This window comes from Collimonas arenae, assembly GCF_001584165.1.
Classification (GTDB): domain Bacteria; phylum Pseudomonadota; class Gammaproteobacteria; order Burkholderiales; family Burkholderiaceae_D; genus Collimonas; species Collimonas arenae.
On the sequence record NZ_CP013233.1, the window covers coordinates 2,817,573 to 2,833,805 of the forward strand.

Annotated in this window: 11 protein-coding genes and 5 pseudogenes; 9 read left to right on the plus strand and 7 right to left on the minus strand. The window is 57.1% G+C overall.

The window, feature by feature from the left end; all coding sequences use genetic code 11:
- Positions 1-264 precede the first annotated feature (264 nt).
- Positions 265-2,259, minus strand: coding sequence for a methyl-accepting chemotaxis protein (locus CAter10_RS13030; protein ID WP_061533740.1), 1,995 nt, complete (start codon positions 2,257-2,259; stop codon positions 265-267).
- 303 nt (positions 2,260-2,562) lie between these two features.
- A complete protein-coding gene (dkgB, locus tag CAter10_RS13035) occupies positions 2,563-3,372 on the minus strand; it encodes a 2,5-didehydrogluconate reductase DkgB (protein ID WP_061533741.1) in 810 nt (269 codons plus the stop codon).
- A 481-nt stretch (positions 3,373-3,853) separates the two neighbouring features.
- On the opposite strand from dkgB, the gene CAter10_RS13040 reads away from it, so the two are divergent.
- Together CAter10_RS13040 and CAter10_RS13045 are read left to right on the plus strand one after the other, a co-directional pair.
- Positions 3,854-6,088, plus strand: coding sequence for a TonB-dependent receptor (locus CAter10_RS13040; protein WP_061533742.1), 2,235 nt, complete (start codon positions 3,854-3,856; stop codon positions 6,086-6,088).
- Positions 6,089-6,111: 23 nt separating this feature from the next.
- Positions 6,112-6,797 (plus strand): annotated as a pseudogene (locus CAter10_RS13045) (Fe2+-dependent dioxygenase).
- Positions 6,798-6,839: 42 nt separating this feature from the next.
- On the opposite strand, the gene CAter10_RS13050 reads toward CAter10_RS13045, so the two are convergent.
- The 4 genes and pseudogenes from CAter10_RS13050 to CAter10_RS13065 form a co-directional block, all read right to left on the minus strand.
- Positions 6,840-7,277 carry a MarR family winged helix-turn-helix transcriptional regulator gene (locus CAter10_RS13050; RefSeq protein ID WP_061533743.1) on the minus strand — a complete coding sequence of 146 codons (438 nt, stop codon included), beginning with the start codon at positions 7,275-7,277 and terminating at the stop codon, positions 6,840-6,842.
- A gap of 12 nt (positions 7,278-7,289) precedes the next feature.
- Positions 7,290-8,826: pseudogene (locus CAter10_RS13055) on the minus strand (DHA2 family efflux MFS transporter permease subunit).
- A gap of 28 nt (positions 8,827-8,854) precedes the next feature.
- Positions 8,855-10,051, minus strand: a complete 1,197-nt coding sequence (locus CAter10_RS13060; protein ID WP_061533744.1) for an HlyD family secretion protein — start codon at positions 10,049-10,051, stop codon at positions 8,855-8,857.
- A 40-nt stretch (positions 10,052-10,091) separates the two neighbouring features.
- Positions 10,092-11,545, minus strand: a pseudogene (locus CAter10_RS13065) (efflux transporter outer membrane subunit).
- A gap of 43 nt (positions 11,546-11,588) precedes the next feature.
- On the opposite strand from CAter10_RS13065, the gene CAter10_RS24335 reads away from it, so the two are divergent.
- From CAter10_RS24335 to CAter10_RS13075, 4 genes and pseudogenes are all read left to right on the plus strand, one after another.
- Positions 11,589-11,879, plus strand: a complete 291-nt coding sequence (locus CAter10_RS24335) for a TetR/AcrR family transcriptional regulator (protein ID WP_335340158.1) — start codon at positions 11,589-11,591, stop codon at positions 11,877-11,879.
- A pseudogene (locus tag CAter10_RS13070) lies at positions 11,879-12,312 on the plus strand (TetR/AcrR family transcriptional regulator C-terminal domain-containing protein). The gene CAter10_RS24335 and the pseudogene CAter10_RS13070 overlap by 1 nt, the downstream one beginning before the upstream one ends.
- Before the next feature lie 280 nt (positions 12,313-12,592).
- Complete coding sequence (locus CAter10_RS21985; protein ID WP_236905341.1) at positions 12,593-13,021, plus strand: spore coat protein U domain-containing protein; 429 nt, start codon at positions 12,593-12,595, stop codon at positions 13,019-13,021.
- 85 nt (positions 13,022-13,106) lie between these two features.
- A complete protein-coding gene (locus CAter10_RS13075) occupies positions 13,107-13,547 on the plus strand; it encodes a hypothetical protein (RefSeq protein WP_061535339.1) in 441 nt (146 codons plus the stop codon).
- Positions 13,548-13,610: 63 nt separating this feature from the next.
- Here the strand turns inward: CAter10_RS13075 and CAter10_RS13080 are convergent, their stop codons facing one another.
- Entirely contained in the window at positions 13,611-14,111 is a 501-nt protein-coding gene (locus CAter10_RS13080) for a nuclear transport factor 2 family protein (protein ID WP_061535340.1), read from the minus strand.
- A gap of 174 nt (positions 14,112-14,285) precedes the next feature.
- Here CAter10_RS13080 and CAter10_RS13085 point away from each other — a divergent pair, with 174 nt between their 5' ends.
- The 3 genes and pseudogenes from CAter10_RS13085 to CAter10_RS13095 all read left to right on the plus strand — a co-directional run bounded on the left by CAter10_RS13085 (position 14,286) and on the right by CAter10_RS13095 (position 16,006).
- Complete coding sequence (locus CAter10_RS13085; RefSeq protein ID WP_061533745.1) at positions 14,286-14,870, plus strand: inclusion body family protein; 585 nt, start codon at positions 14,286-14,288, stop codon at positions 14,868-14,870.
- Between the two features lie 95 nt (positions 14,871-14,965).
- Positions 14,966-15,451: a DUF4440 domain-containing protein gene (locus CAter10_RS13090; RefSeq protein WP_061535341.1), complete on the plus strand. Its 486-nt coding sequence runs from the start codon at positions 14,966-14,968 to the stop codon at positions 15,449-15,451.
- A 349-nt stretch (positions 15,452-15,800) separates the two neighbouring features.
- Positions 15,801-16,006: pseudogene (locus CAter10_RS13095) on the plus strand (cold-shock protein).
- Positions 16,007-16,233 lie beyond the last annotated feature (227 nt).

Sequence of the window (16,233 nt, forward strand, 5' to 3'; positions counted from 1 at the left end):
CAAACAGACCATTGTTAAATGAACTGGCCTATCCAGAGCCGCCTCTAATTTACCAATCTTTCGGGAAGTGCGTTTTCTTAAAATCGATTATCCGGCCGCCACGTTCACACAGGAAATACATTTTGCCGAGCAACTGATCAAAATGGGGAAACGGCGCCACCTCATGCGCCGCTTATGCCCGCTTATGCACCGTTTCCACCAGCTGCCGCTCCAAGACGGGGCATCAATCCAGGATCTGTATGCGCAAGATGCCTCTTGCCGCCATTAAAACTGTGTCCAGTCGTCGCCTGCTGTCGATCCGCCGTTGGCAATTTTCATTGTCGTCGACGTCTCGGCGGCCTGCTGCATCTCACTCCCTGCAGCCTTGAGCGAAGGCCTGGCGCCTGCTTTCTCCGAAGCCGCTGGCTTGACCACATGCAGCTGCGAAACCGCCGACGACTTGATCGCAGCAACTGGCGCTGCAGCCGTGTCCAGCTTGAATACGGCGACGATTTGCGATAAATCACCCGCCTGTTCCTGCAGCGATTCAGCAGCCGCAGCCGCCTGCTCCACCAGCGCCGCATTTTGCTGGGTGACCTGATCCATCTGCGTGATCGCCTGGTTGATTTGCTCGATGCCGGAAGTCTGTTCCTGGCTGGCGGCAGAGATTTCCGCCATGATATCGGTCACACGCCGGACACTATCAACGATCTGATCCATCGTCGCACCGGCGTCGCCAACCAGCTTGCTGCCAGTCTCGACCTGGGCAACCGAATCGCTGATCAGGCCTTTGATTTCCTTGGCAGCAGTGGCACTGCGCTGCGCCAGGTTGCGCACTTCGCTGGCAACCACGGCGAAGCCACGGCCCTGCTCGCCGGCGCGGGCCGCCTCAACGGCGGCATTCAAGGCCAGGATATTGGTTTGAAAGGCGATGCCATCGATAACACCGATGATGTCGACAATCTTTTTTGACGAGCCGCTGATCGAGCCCATGGTCGCCACCACTTGCGACACCACAGCACCGCCTTGCGTTGCCACCGCCGCCGCCGACTCGGCCAACTGGTTAGCTTGGCGTGCATTGTCTGCGCTTTGTTTGACGGTACCGGTAATCTGCTCCATTGAAGCCGCAGTCTCCTCCAGCGAGCTGGCTTGCTGCTCGGTACGTGCGGAAAGATTCAGGTTGCCGGCTGCAATCTCACGCGACGCCACGTTGACCGATTCGCTGGTGTGGCGGATGCGGCCAAGGATATTGGCCATCTTGTCGACAAACAGATTGAAGGCGGTGGCAATCTGAGACAACTCGTCGACGCCGTGCGCATCGAGACGGCGTGTCAAATCACCATCGCCCGAGGCAATTTCCTGCATCGCATTGCGGATCAGTTCCAGGCGCCGCAATGAGTGAGTCAGCAGCAATGTCAAAGCCAGCGCCGCCAGCAGGATGATCATCAAGGACGTCACCGCCGAGGTCGTGAGCATGCTGGACAGCGCCTTGGTCGCATCGGCGCGATCCAGCACAATTGCCAGCATCCAGTCTGTGCCCTCGATCCTGGTCACGAACAGCATGCCGTCGCGATCGTTCAAATGCACATCCAGACTCCCCTTGGATTGCTCGACTTCAGCCAATTTGGCTGCCGACAGCGACGGCGCCAGTTCCGATACCGGCTTCAGGCTCAATGCCGGGTTGGGATGCGTGATGAGGTTGCCGCTGCCATCCACGAGGAATGCAAAACTGTTCGGCGTCGGCTTGACCGAATTGACGGTTTTGACAACCGATTCCAGCATGACATCCGCACCGAGAACTGCCTTGACGTCATTTTTTGCGCTGACCGGCTCTGCAAAGGTGATCACCAGTTTGCCGGTAGTGGCGTCGATATATGGAGACGTCAGCACTGGCACACCGGCCTGGCGGGCCTTGATGAACCACGGCCTGGCGGTAGGATCGTAGCCGGCCGGCAGTTCATGCAAAAACAGGATCCGTTTATCCGAATAACCGATATATGCATCGTCGAAGCCGCCGGCCTTTTGCGCCGCCCGAATCGCAGGCAGCGCGTCGGACGCATTCACTGCCAGGCTCATGGATGAAACTATTGTTCTCTTTTCATGCACCCATTCGGCAATTTCGGCGGATTGACTGGCCGCCAACTGCAGCGTTTGCTGATTGACGGATTCCAGCGTGTGGGTGCGGGTAGTGATGAAATTGGCAAACACCACTGTCAACATGGAAAGCACCACGATAGACAGGCAAATGGCGATGAGCCGGATGCGAAGCGAGGAAAACATGACTGAACGGTCCTTTGGATTGATCTGTGCGACATCAACCTGCCCTCCGACAACATGTTGACGAGATGAGACCGGCCGTGCTTGCTGATGCGCTGGTTTGAATACGCGATTTGACCGCTGTGCCTACAATAGCCAGTGCCTTTTTTTTGTGCAAGGCTATCGCGATCGCGTAGAAGCGATCACTCGAAAAGACGACTGTTCAGGCCGCATCTCAAGCGATCAAAAAAATCCATTGGATGCCTGCGTCACGCTATTCGGTGGCCGCGGGTGGCCGCGGGTGGCGGCGATACCGACGACGACGCGTCAATCCCAATGCGGAGCCAGGCCATCCGGATTGGCGAGTCGCTCGTTACGCTCAAGAGTGGCGATCTCGGTCATGTCTTCCGCAGTCAGCGCAATCGCTCGCACATCCATGTTGCTCTCCAGGTTGACGCGCCTGGTCGACGATGGGATCACAGCAAAACCTTGCTGTAGCGACCATGCCAGCGCAACCTGGGCCGGATTGACGTTGTGGCGTTCAGCGATACGCGCCAGCACAGGCTCTTGCATCACCTTGCCGTAGGCCAGCGGCATGTACGCAGTGATGTGAATGCCAAGGTTGCGGGCAAACTCGACCACTTTGCGGTTCTGCAGGAAAGGATGGATCTCGACCTGCTGGGTAGCAATCTCGGTCGCGCCGATTGTCGCCACAGCCCGCTGCAATTGCGCATTGGTGAAATTGGACACGCCGATTGCCTTGGTCAATCCGGCTGCCTTGGCCTCCGCCAAAGCAGCCATGTATTCCTCGACTGCCACCGCGTCGTTTGGCGAGGGCCAGTGAATCAAGGTCAGGTCAAGCTGCTCGAGACGCAGCTTGCGCAGGCTTTCCTTCAGGCTCGGCAGCAGCTTGTCGCGCGCCAGGTTGTCGATCCAGATCTTGGTTGTAACGAATAATTCATCGCGCGCGACGCCGCTGTCGGCCATGGCCTGCCCGACCTCGACTTCATTGCCGTAGATTTGCGCGGTGTCGATATGGCGATAGCCGACCTCGATGCCGTTGCGCACCGAGTCGATGACGACCTGGCCTTGTAAACGGAAAGTGCCGAGGCCGATTTGGGGAATGGTGATGCTCATGATTGTCCTTTGCATGAAGTGAAAGAGGCCGGCTTGGCAGCGCCAATGAGCCGATGGCCACACTGTGCACGCATTATTTGTTGCGAAAAACATCCCCAACATCAAATGTTATTTGACCTGACGGCAACAATAATGACGAAAATGCAATCTACGACCAGTCGGAACCGCCTGCCCCATCACCCACCCTTGAATGGCTTACCCATCTCGATTTCACAAACGCATTCGGCTGCAATCTCCAATAGTTAAAAGCCGCTGCAATAATTTTGAGTGTTGTAATTTATTGTTTTTCACAATTGCCAGCTATTTGTTTTACATGGTTTTCCTCTATAATTGCCGACACAAAACAAACTCAAATGAGAATTGATTACATAATCACTCTTATTTACAAACAAACATTCCAGCCAGCAAAACGGTCCACTTCCGTACTAGCCAGCCAAATTTCTGCTGCTTCGTAGAAGCCAACCCTTTTGCCCATAAAAAAATGAACCGTCTCAACCCGATTGCCGCCGCTCTGGTGGCAGTGTTTGCCAGCCCTTTACCGTTGCTCGCTCAGCAAGCCCCCACACCAAAAACCGATACTGCCCCTGCGGTTCTGCAGGAAGTGACCGTGCAAGGCGCTCGCGGCGATTTCAACGCCAACAGCAGCGCCCTCAACAAATTGTCGGCCGACCTGCATGATGTGCCGCAATCGGTAGTGGTGGTCAACAAGGCGCTGATGCAATCGCAAGGCGCCAGCTCGCTGGCAGACGCGTTGCGCAATGTGGCGGGCATCACGCTCGGCGGCGCGGAAGGCGGCCAGATCGGCAACAACATCAACCTGAACGGCTTCTCTGCGCGCACCGACATTTACCTGGACGGCTTCCGCGACCGCGGCCAATACTATCGCGACACCTTTGCGCTGGAGCAGGTCGAAGTATTGATGGGCCCATCGTCGATGCTGTTCGGCCGCGGTTCGACCGGCGGTGTCATCAACCAGGTGACCAAGAAAGCCAACTTGAAGGAATCGACCGAAGTCTCGGCATCGGCCACCACCAATGGCCTGGTGCGCACCACTGCCGACTACAATCATCCGCTGTCGGACACGTCGGCATTCCGCCTTTCTGCCATGGCGCAGAACGGCAAGGCCAGCACCCGCGACCAGACCGATGTGCAGGACTTCGGCCTGGCCGGCTCCTACGTAATGGGCATCGGCACCCCGACCGAAATCACCTTGTCGGCGCTGATCCAGCACAACCATGACATGCCCGATTATGGCGTGCCGCCGCTCAACGGCCATCCCGTCACGGTCGACCGTAATACCGCCTACGGCCTCAACAGCGACCATACCAACCAGGATGTGGCAGCACTGAGCGCCATCGTCAGCCACAAGATTTCACCCGATGTCGTGTTGCGCAATCAGACCCAGTTCAACTACGTGCGCACCAGCGCGGTAGAAACCGCGCCCAACACCATCGGTACAGTTTCCGCAAACGGCTTTACGCCGCTGCCGGTATCCGCTGTCAGCTCCCTTCCGCTGAGCAGCCTGTATGTGCGCGGCCAGAGCCATGACCGCGACATCCGCGATTATTCGATCTTCAACCAGACCGAACTGTCGGCCAAACTCAATACCGGCAGCATCAAGCATGACGTGCTGGTCGGCGTGGAACTCGGTCACGACGGTTACGACAACCAGGGTTACTACCGTAACGGCAGTTGCAACGGCGTAGCGCTGAATGCGCCTTCGACTGTGGCCGGCTATAACGACTGCGTACCGCTGGTCAATCCAGGCTACAGCGCTGCCGGCAGCAATGTCGCCAGCCAGCCAGGCAACCGTGCCGGCGGCTCCGCCAATACCATCGCCACCTATGTCAACGACACCATGACGCTGGCGCCAGAATTCAAGCTGGTCGGCGGCCTGCGCTACGATCGCTACATTGCCAGCATCACCAACTCGCTGAACGCGACCAACGCGCCGGCAGCGGCCAAGAACACGACCCTGCCCTATGCGCAACAAACCGTTAATTTCACCAGCGTCCGCCTTGGCGGCATCTGGGAGCCGAGCGCCGAGCAATCCTATTACCTGTCTTACGGTACCTCGTTCAACCCGTCGTTGGAACAATTGACCGGCACTACCGGCCAGCAAAACCTCGATCCGGAAAAGAACCGCTCCTACGAGCTGGGTGGCAAGTGGGACCTGGCCAACGGCAACCTGTCGCTCAATTCAGCGATCTTCCAGATCAAAAAGGACAACGCCCGCAGCCTGATCGCTACCGGCGTGTATGAACTGGATGGCACGGTGCGCGTCAACGGCGCCCGCGCCGGCGCTACCGGACGCATCACCAAAGACTGGCAGATCGCGCTCGGCTACACCTACCTGGACGCCAAAATCATCCAGGCATCCGCACTCGACGGCACGCTCGGCAAAGTCCCGGCCAACACACCGAAGAACACGCTGACCTCATGGACCACCTACAAGCTGGCGCCGCACTGGGAAATCGGCGGCGGCGCGACCTACATGTCGGAGCGCTACGCTAGCAACACCAACGTGGTGCAGGTCGGCGGCTATACACGCTGGGATGCGACGGTGGCATACACACAACCAAAGTACGATATCCGTTTGAATTTGTTCAACCTGACCAACAAGATGTATTACGATGCGTTGATTCCATCCGACGGCGGACGCGCGGTGCCTGGCACCGGACGTACAGCGCTGCTGTCGGTCAACTATCGTATGTAATTGAAGAAACGGAAGAAGCGTTCATGCTGATTGCCATTCCCAAGGTACTCGATGTACAGCAGCTAGCCGCTGTGCGCCAGTTGCTCGACCACGCCGATGCGGCGTGGGTCGACGGCCGCGTCACGGCCGGGTACCAGGGAGCGGCAGTCAAGTTCAATCAGCAGATCGATGAACGTTCCGAAGTGGCGCTGCAATGCCAGCAAATCATCCTGCAGGCATTGGAACGCCACCCGCGCTTTATCAGCGCCGCATTACCAAATACCGTCTATCCGCCGATGTTCAACCGCTATGGCGAGGGCATGACCTTTGGCGCCCATGTCGACGGCAGCGTGCGGATTGATCCACATAGCGGCCGCAAGCTGCGCACCGATATCTCGGCCACCTTGTTCCTGTCAGATCCGGATTCGTATGACGGCGGCGAACTGCAAATCGACGACACCTACGGCATGCACTCAGTCAAATTACAGGCCGGCGATATGGTGCTGTACCCCGCCACCAGCCTGCATCAGGTCACGCCGATCACGCGCGGGTACGTACCGCCTGCTTTTTCTGGGTACAAAGCCTGGTGCGCGACGACGCCCAGCGCAGCATGCTGTTCGACATGGACAATGCAATCCAGAAACTGAATCAGACCAATGCCGATGAACAGGCGCGCCGCACCTTGATCGGCTGCTATCACAACCTGATGCGGCAATGGAGCGACACCTGAATTGGTGTGCTAGTCATTGATACGTTATCGTGACGGTCGCCATCAAGCATTCGCCAGCAGTTTTTGCAGCAACCTCTTCAACTCACTGATTTCATCTTGTGCAAACCCGGCAAGGAATCGCCGTATGACTTGCGCGACACATTCAGTCAATTTCGGGTACATCCGCAAACCCGCCTCGGTAAGCTCAAGCATTACTGAACGACGGTTATCCAAAGGCCGCAAGCGCGTCACCAGCCCCTTCCGTTCCAGTCGATCAATCATGCGCGTCATGGCGCCTGGATCGTAAGACAGCGTCTTGCACAGCGCAGCCATCGATTCCGATCGAGAACCGGCCAGCTTGACGATGATGACGTACTGCGCCGCTGTCATATCCAGCGGCTGCAGTTCCTGATCCAGCGCCGCCAGAATCGCGGCGCGCACCTGCCCTATCAGAGAATCGAGCGTATCGAGAGCTGCCGCATCGTGCTTGCTTGCCACCATGGTTGAGCAGCGTCAATGCGCTGCCGAGGTATCCGCCACGCGTTTCGGCTTGGGCGCGAACCAGACTGCCGTCGCCGCCAGCAGGAACGAGAATGCCGCCACCGTGAAGATATGATTGGTCGACAGCATGATGCTTTGCGACTGCAAGGTCTGTTCGATGCTGACCCTGGCCTGATCCGCGCTGAATCCCGACTGCACCAGCGCGCTGCTGGCATCGCCGTTCTTGTCGACCAGGCCCGCCAGTTCCGCATGATAGTAGATCGCCTTGTTTTCCCAACTGGTATTGACCAGCGACGTTGCGATGGCGCCAGACATGGTGCGGCAAAAACTCATCAAGCCCGCGGCCGATGCAGTTTCCGACAGGTTCACGCTACTCAGCGCAAGCCCCGTCAACGGCACAAAGAACAACGGCAATCCGATCCCTTGCAACAGCAACGGCCAACCAATCTGGAAGGTGGTCATGTCGGTACTGTTGAAACTGCGCAGCAAAGTCACGGCGCCCAACCACATCACACCGAGGCACACCAATTTGCGCGGATCAACCTTGGTCGACAGCTTGGCGACGAATGGCGCAGTAATTACCGCCAGGATGCCGCTCAACGCGGTGGTCTGTCCGGAGTGCGTCGCGGTATATCCCATATAGCCCTGCAGCCACAACGGCGTCAGCACGGTGGCGCCGAAGAAGGCGCCAAATGCCAGGCAGATGGTGATCACACTGGCGGAAAATCCGCGATGCCGGAAGACGCGCAAGTCGACCACGGGATTACGCTCAGTCAGTTCCCAGATCATGAACGCCAGGAAGCCGACGATGGCGACCAACGCCAGGGTCACGATTTCGGTCGATGCGAACCAATCCTTTTCCTTGCCCTGGTCCAGCATCAGCTGCAGCGCGGCGACCCAGACGATCATCAAGGCCAGCCCAACTTTATCGATCGGCAACTTCACCAATTTCGATTCGTAAGGCTTGAACATTTTCCAGCCGAGATAGCCGCACAGCAGCGCCACCGGTACGTTGATGTAGAAGATGTAGGGCCAGCTGTACTGATCGCACAGCACGCCACCAAGTATCGGACCGGCAATCGGCGCAATCAGGGTCGTCATCGCCCACAAGCCGACCGCCGTTGGCGCCTTCTCCTTCGGGAACACGCGCAGCAACAAAGTCTGTGACAGCGGGATCAGCGGCCGCCGGCCAGGCCTTGCAGGATACGGAATGCAATCAGCAGTCCCAGCGAGTTGGCCAGGCCGCACAATGCCGAGAACACGCCGAACATGATCATCGAAGTGATGAACACCCGTACCGCGCCGAAGCGATTGGCGAGCCAGCCGGTCAGCGGCACCGTGATGGCTTCCGCCACCGCATACGAGGTGATGACGTAGGTGCCTTGGCTGGATGAGGCGCCGAGCGCCCGGAAATGGTGGATACCGAAACGTTGGCAATGGTGGTATCGAGTACCGCAATGAAGTTGGCGGCAGCCAGCAACAGGCCGGCGCCGATCAGCTGCGCACCTGCCAGCGGCTTGATCGGCAGCGCTGATGAAGTGGAGGACATGATTTGTTTGCCTTATCGACGCTCTTGCTTACATGCCCGCAACTTGCATGCCCTTGTTGCTGCCGCCGCGCGTGTCAATCGATACTTCCATCGACAAGCCAACGCTCAGCGGCCGCTCAATCAGTTCCTTGCGATCGATCGAAATCCGCACCGGCAGACGTTGCACCACCTTGATCCAGTTGCCGGTGGCATTTTGCGCGGGAATCATCGCAAATGCCGAGCCGGTGCCGCCGGCCAGACCAACCACGGTGCCGTGGTATTCCACCGAACCGCCATAAAGGTCGGCACTCATGGTGACCGGCTGTCCCAGCTGCACTTGCGTCAACTGTCCTTCCTTGAAATTGGCGTCAACGTGCAGCGAGTGTATCGGCACGACTGACAGCAAGGCCGTGCCGGCCTGCACGCGCTGGCCGACCTGAACCTGGCGCCGCGCAATCACGCCGTCGACCGGTGCCCGCAACACGGTACGCTCCAGATCGAGCTTGGCCTGATCGCGTTTGGCGCGTGCCAGTTCCACTTCGGGATTGGTGTCGACCGTGGTGTTGGCAGTCAGCACCGTGCTGGCCTGTTGCGCGCCGATTGCCACCTGGCGGTTGCTGCTGGCCTGTACCTGGCCGGCCTCGGCCACTTTCAGGTTGGCTTGCGCAGTCAGCAACGCAGTACGCGCGTTGGTCAGTTCTTCGCCGGAGACCGATCCTGATTTGGCAAGCGCTTCACGGCGACGCAAATCCAGTTCGGCGCGCTGCAGGTCCGCCTGCGCCGACAATGTCTGCGCCGCTGCACGTTTCTGTTCGGCTTCGCGCGCCAGCACCTGAGCGGTCATGCCATGATCATTGGCAAAATAGCCCTGCACCCGGCGCTGGGCCCGATCCAGGTCCGCCTCGGCTTGCAGCAACGCCAGTTTGGCATCGCTGTTGTCGATCTCGACCAGGACATCGCCCTGTTTCACGTATTGGGTGTCGACCACCTTGACGTCGGCGACGATGCCATTGACGGCCGGCGTGATCTGGAAAATCTCGGCTGCGGTGTACGCGTTATCGGTACTGACAAAACGCGAGCCAATGAAGTGCCAGTACGCGCCGTAAGAGATGGCGGCAATCAAGATGACGCCGCCAAGAATGGCGAACAGCTTCTTGCGTTTTTGGTTATTTTCTTTCGCCTCTGCAGCACCGGCTGCTTCTGTGGATGCGAGTTCGTCGATAGCTTGAGAATCGGAATGAGACATTTTCGTACCTGTTTATTGGATTTGAATCAATTTGATTCGATCAGATTGCGGCCTGCCGGTAACCACCGCCGAGCGCACGCACCAGTTCCACATCGAGTGAGAACATGCGTGAGCGCAAAGTCGACAGGTCGCGCTGGTTGGTGAGGAAGGTATCCTGTGCATTGAGCACGTCGAGATAGGTTGCCAGGCCGCCTTCGTAGCGGTTCTGCGCAATGCGGAAAGCGTCTTGCGCGGCATCGGTCGCTTCCTGCACTTTGGCCAGGCGCCCCGACAATGCCTTCTCGCTGACAGCGACATCGGCCACATCCTGCAACGCCTGCGTCACGGCACCATCGTAATTGGCGACTGCCTCGTCGTAACTGGCGCTGGCCGAGCGGTATTGCCCACGCAAGCGGCCGCCTTCAAAAATCGGCAGGGATATCGCCGGGCCGATGCTGCCGATATCGGAACCGGCCTTGGTCAGCATGCCCAAACCCAGCGATTGGAATCCCAGGTAAGCGGTCAGGTTAACGTTGGGTAAAACTGCGCCTTGGCCACCTTGATCTGCTTTGCCGCAGCTTCCGCACGCAAGCGTGCGGCAACCACATCGGGCCGACGACCGAGAAGATTTACCGGCAACTGCTGCGGCAGTGCAAATGGCTTGGACAGATCGATGGCCGGCCGCGTCAACTGCAAGCCACGATCTGGTCCGGCGCCGATCAGCGCAGCGAGTTTATTCCGTTGCAAATCGATGGATTCGTCCAGGCTCAGCAAATCGGCTTCAGCGGATGCCTTACGCGCCAACACCTGTTTGACGCTACCCAGTGTCTCCAGACCATTGACGCGGCGCTGTTCGAACAGATCCAGTGTCTGCGTCCTCACTTTGAGCGCAGCTTCTGTCGTGTCGCGCTGGCTCAGCAAACGCTCGAACTCGGCGTACGCAGCAGCAATCGACGTCGCCAGCGTGATGCGCGCCTGCGCGGCATCGGCCCTGGCTGCCTCCAAATCGGAGGTGGCTGCCGCCAGTGCTGCGCGGTTCTTCCCCCAGAAATCGATTTCATAGCTGAGGTTCAGGGTCGCCTGCCCTTCGTAGTTATAGTTCTGCGGCACGAATTCAGCCGGAACACCGTTGTTGTAGCTTTGCTTCATGTAGTCGGCCGATGCATTCGCACTGACCTGCGGCAGCAGCGATGCACCCTGCTGCTGCGCCACGCCTTGCGCCTTCATCAATCGCGCCTGAGCAGCTGCCAATGACGGCGCGCCCTTCAAGCCCTCGGCGATCAAGGTATCCAATTGCCGGTCGCCGTAGACCGCCCACCAATTATCGTCAGGCCAGTTGACGGCGCTGCCGCTCAACGACTGTCCGGTCTGATAGCTGCCGATGTCTTTCGGCTCGGCGCGCGGACCGATATCGGAAAACTGCGCGCAGCCGCCGAGGGTCAGCGCCAACAGGAACGAGCTGGCGACACCACGCAAAGCGGGTGCAGCAGAGAGTGAGAAATTACGGAGCGACATGGCGATATCCATTTATAACTGTACTGTACGGTATAGTATAGTATTGACTTTTTGGCGTCGTCAAGTAAAACTGACGTACTTGAAAAACAGGTATTTTTTTACAACAGAGGTGCAGCAAGCTGCGGCCAGCGCTGTGAGCAGGCAAGAACAAGGACCAATTAATGCGCAAGAAAGTGAAGAGCGACGGCAGGCGATCATCGACATCGCTGCGGAAATGTTTAACGACGTCGGCTTCGAACGAGCATCCATGTCGGAAATCTCTGCCCGCTTGGGGGATCGAAAGCGACGCTGTACAACTATTTCTCTTCAAAGGAAGAAATTTTTGTCGAAGTGATGCGCCAGCAGGCCGGGCAGAAATTTGAAGTGACCTTCACCAGTCTGGTCGAATCGGATGATTTGCGCGGCGCCTTGCAACGCTTTGGCGCACTGTATTTGCATGCGGTGCTGTCCCCTGAAGTCATTGCCGCCAAACGCTTGGCCTTCTATCACGCCGAGCGCTCCAACCTGGGACAAATGCTGTACGAGCGCGGACCGAAGCTGGCTGGATGATGGTCGCGGAATTCCTCAAGAAAGCGATGGCAAGAAAACAGTTGCGCCAGGCTGACGCCTGGGTCGCGGCACTGCAGTTACGCGGGCTGCTGGATGCAGAGTGGCTTGAAATCAGGATGCTTGGCGTCGTCACAAACGTCACCCCTACAAAAATACGCGACACGGTGGAACGCGCAATCGATGTGTTCATGCTGGCCTATGCCACCGAGAAGCACTGACGAAGAGTGCACGGCCATGCCCCGCACGATATGGCCGCGCAAGCCGCACTTGCCAAAACAATGGCGATGACTATACTTATTTCGGCAATCTTATTTCCACAAGGAAATTTTTGTGCTATAGATAAAGGCAGCAAGAGCGGCCAAATGAAGACTTGGGTTTATTGAGCGGATTAATGGCAATCGGGAGATTCGTCATGAAACAGTTTGTCCGGAACCTCACTCTAGTTATCGCGTCGACAATGATCTGCACGGCAGCCTGGCGGGGACTGCCACTGCTACGATGACCAACACGGTCACTATCGCCGCCAATTGCAGCATCTCCACTCTCGGCTTCACCACTACCTACGACCCTGTAGTCGTCAATGCCACTGCCAACCAGGATGTAACAGCCAGCGTCACCACCACCTGCACGGTCGGCGCCTCCCCTGTCGTCACGCTTGGGCAGGGAGCCAACGCCAACACCGGCTCGACCGATGCCGTGCCGTTGCGTCGCCTGTCCAGCGCGGCGGCTCGCCCAGCTATCTCAACTACGGAATGTTCTCCGACTCCGGCCGCACCGTCACCTGGGCAACACTGCAGCGACCGCCCCTACTGCCGTCACTGCTACCGGCTCAGCCACCGCACTGACTGTCTATGCGCGCGTTCCGTCCGGGCAAACCGGCCCGCCACCACCTTCACCGACGCGGTCATCGCCACCGTAACCTTTTAATCGGCAATGCCGCGTCGAGCGCCGATCAATCTCGGCGCATATGTCAGTGAACCAGATGCACAGCCATTTGGTGTATCCTGACGCCATGAACAATGACACCGACATCCAGCTCAGCGGGCCATTCCGCGTGACCGACGCCACTGGCCGCAACCATGATATAAAAGCAATCCGCATTTTCGACGAGGGCTATGGGATCATCGACGTCTATGTCGATTTCAGCGCCGCAATCGGCAAAGATCGGCTGTATGCCGATAAGGTATTGATTGGACACATTCTGGCCAGGTTGCGCCAGATCGGCTACGTCGGCCCGGATTTCGGTCACGGCGATCTCGGACTGCAAGACGACAAATTGGTTGTATTGGAAGCGCCTGAAGAATTCAATGCGTTCGCCGCCAGCAAGGGCTGGAAGAATCTGGCCGATGAGTTTGCCGACGAGTTCCCTGAAGATTCCGCCGTCAACGACGACGCCGGAACGGCCGTATCCAGCAGCAAGCTAGATGCACTCAAGAATAAATTCAAAGCTTAGCAAGTCCCTCGTACCTGTCTAGCCGGCAGCATTTCAAGCCGTTTTTCAACAAAAACGCAGCGCTCAATGAGGCGCTGCGTTTTCGCTCGCCGACAAAGCGCGGTGCCCATAACTGACAACCCGCGTCATCCGCCACTTGCCGTCCTTGTTCTCCCAGATCATGAGAAATTTGGCTACCCCTTCGCACTTGCCTGTATCGACGCTGCAGAAGCGATGCTCACCTTCCTCGATCGCGCCATAATCCTTGATAGGGTAAACCTGCAGCGTGCCGGGAAGCAGTTCCCGTCGAACCTTATGGCAAATGTATTTGCGGGTATTTTCCACCACCTCGTCACGGTTCCACGTCACTCCGCCCTGATCATGGTAGAACTCCACATCAGGAGTGAAGTACTCGGAAAACTGTTCGAGGTCACAACGGTTATACGCATCGAACAGCCTCGCATCCATGGCCGCGATGGCCTGAGTCAATGCACTGCTGCTCTCGTCGGACTGTGCGTTCGTCGCGCCGGACTGGTTTGCCAGCGCGACAAGCAGCCTGTGCCGACCGCAAGCAGGCGAAAACATCGACACCTCATCTGAAACGTCCTTTACCTGAATGCAGGAATGCATATTTAGCGATCAACGCAACTGCGAAAATTGGCAGATCCCATCTGCTGGCATTGCTGTCATCATTGCCCCGATACGTAGCAGACACTCTACGGCAATTGTCCTGCGCCCAGCAAATATGGAGAACCCATCATGCCTACAGATTTGGAAGTAGCGGCGCAATCCAGGCAAATCAATGTGCTCACCGTTATCGACACGGCGCGGATCAAGAGATACTACCCACATCCCAGCAAAGATGCGCAGAAACCTACGGCAATTGATCACGGCTATCAGTTCATGCTCTGCGCAAATTCAAGAGGCCCTGTCAGCGGCCAAGGAACCGCCGACCTGCATTTCCAGGCGCATATCGGCGACACCGTATCGCTGACAGCGGTCTCAATCTATGACAACGCTGACGATGCCGTCATTGTCTATGGCATTCGTCATGGAGAAAAGAACCGTGTCTTCAATCGGTTCACACAAAATCTGATCACCAGGACCGGAGCAGTCGCGCCCAACCCCGATTCTCAGAATGGCTTGCCGGCAATCCAGAGGAAAAGCATTTTTTCGAGTTTTGACGGCAAGATAAAAAACAGCGGGACGCAGGATTTCCATATCCTGTTTTCGCTCTATGCGCTGGCGGACAATGGGGAACAGCAAGATCTGTTCGGATACTTCCGTTGGAATCCGAGCATCACGGTGAATGGATGGAAGCAGGAAGAAAGCAATGATGCATAGCCGTCCGCGATGCAGGCAACTTGATCGAAAGCGGCCGCCATGACATTATTTCGCAGCTGCGGCATTTCCATTTCGCTCATGACCCGGAGAATTCAATGCAAACCCCGATATTCCTTGCGCTAGCCACTACCGTTCTCGCGCTGGCAGGATGCGCCTCGAGTTCGCCGACCACGCCGGACGGCGCACGAAGAGAGGTTTGCAAGCGGACCAGCGAAAAGGAAATATCTGCCCTGTTCGACCGCTGGAACAACTCGCTACAGACTGGCGATCCGCACAAGGTGCTGGAAAACTATGCGGAGCGATCGATCCTGTTGCCAACGCTATCCAACCAACCGCGCCTGACTGCCGCCGAGAAAGAGGCGTATTTCCGGCATTTCCTCGAATACAAACCCATGGGGCGGATCGACTCCAGGTTTATCGATATTGGTTGCAACACAGCCGTCGACGCCGGCTTATATACCTTCACATTTGCCAGCACCGGAATTCAAGCCAAGGCCCGCTATACCTTCACCTATAAGTGGGATGGCATGCAATGGTTGATTACAAGCCAGCACTCCTCGGCCATGCCCGGTAAGGACTGAAAGGCAGCGCACCGCGGCGACCGGTTCAACACACCGCCGCCGCCGTAATGCTGTCGTTTGATCAACTCGCCGAGTGTCAATGTCATAAACCTAAGTTTATCGATCAAATTTGCGCGCCACCCCACCAATTTTGCTCTGGCGAAATCGAGTAAATTAGCTAAACTGGTAAACGGTTGAATGGCCGCCAACCGCTTGCACACTGGATTTCCGGTGATACTCCATCCAGCTGCCAAGACGACTCACTGCATGAAAGTGAGCAGTTTGACGAAGCAACTCAACTTAACACGCTGCATGAAGCGATTTGTCACTTTTACGACTAGTGTGATGTATCAATTTTGGAAAGACTATTATGGATACAGGTACTGTCAAATGGTTTAATGACTCCAAGGGTATTGGCTTTATCGCGCCCGATAATGGCGGAGAAGAATTGTTTGCCCACTTTTCCGCAATTCAGATGGGCGGCGAAAAATTCCTCCGAGAGGGCAGAAAGTCAAATTCGACGTCATGGAACGCCCCAAAGGCAAACAAGCATCCAACATTCAAGAAGCAAGCTAGTCTACGATCAACAGGCACTGCAAAACCTCTGCTGTAACCTCATGGTGAAGTGAAGTTAAGGTATTGACAGATTTACCAAGGCTCGCAGCTCAACAGAGCGCGCGAGCCTTTTTCATTGATGCCATCCGGAGGATATCCAGCATGCGAGAAAACAGATTCGCCGACCACGAGCAAACGCCACCAGCTGCCATCAAGGTTAGACGTCACGACACTCCAATGGCGCCACC

Excerpts from the sequence above, each read along its gene's own strand:
- CAter10_RS13030 (WP_061533740.1), bottom strand. The coding sequence starts at position 2,259 with ATGTTTTCCTCGCTTCGCATCCGGCTCATCGCCATTTGCCTGTCTATC.
- dkgB (WP_061533741.1), bottom strand. The coding sequence starts at position 3,372 with ATGAGCATCACCATTCCCCAAATCGGCCTCGGCACTTTCCGTTTACAA.
- CAter10_RS13040 (WP_061533742.1), top strand. The coding sequence starts at position 3,854 with ATGAACCGTCTCAACCCGATTGCCGCCGCTCTGGTGGCAGTGTTTGCC.
- CAter10_RS13050 (WP_061533743.1), bottom strand. The coding sequence starts at position 7,277 with ATGGTGGCAAGCAAGCACGATGCGGCAGCTCTCGATACGCTCGATTCT.
- CAter10_RS13060 (WP_061533744.1), bottom strand. The coding sequence starts at position 10,051 with ATGTCTCATTCCGATTCTCAAGCTATCGACGAACTCGCATCCACAGAA.
- CAter10_RS21985 (WP_236905341.1), top strand. The coding sequence starts at position 12,593 with ATGACCAACACGGTCACTATCGCCGCCAATTGCAGCATCTCCACTCTC.
- CAter10_RS13075 (WP_061535339.1), top strand. The coding sequence starts at position 13,107 with ATGAACAATGACACCGACATCCAGCTCAGCGGGCCATTCCGCGTGACC.
- CAter10_RS13080 (WP_061535340.1), bottom strand. The coding sequence starts at position 14,111 with ATGTTTTCGCCTGCTTGCGGTCGGCACAGGCTGCTTGTCGCGCTGGCA.
- CAter10_RS13085 (WP_061533745.1), top strand. The coding sequence starts at position 14,286 with ATGCCTACAGATTTGGAAGTAGCGGCGCAATCCAGGCAAATCAATGTG.
- CAter10_RS13090 (WP_061535341.1), top strand. The coding sequence starts at position 14,966 with ATGCAAACCCCGATATTCCTTGCGCTAGCCACTACCGTTCTCGCGCTG.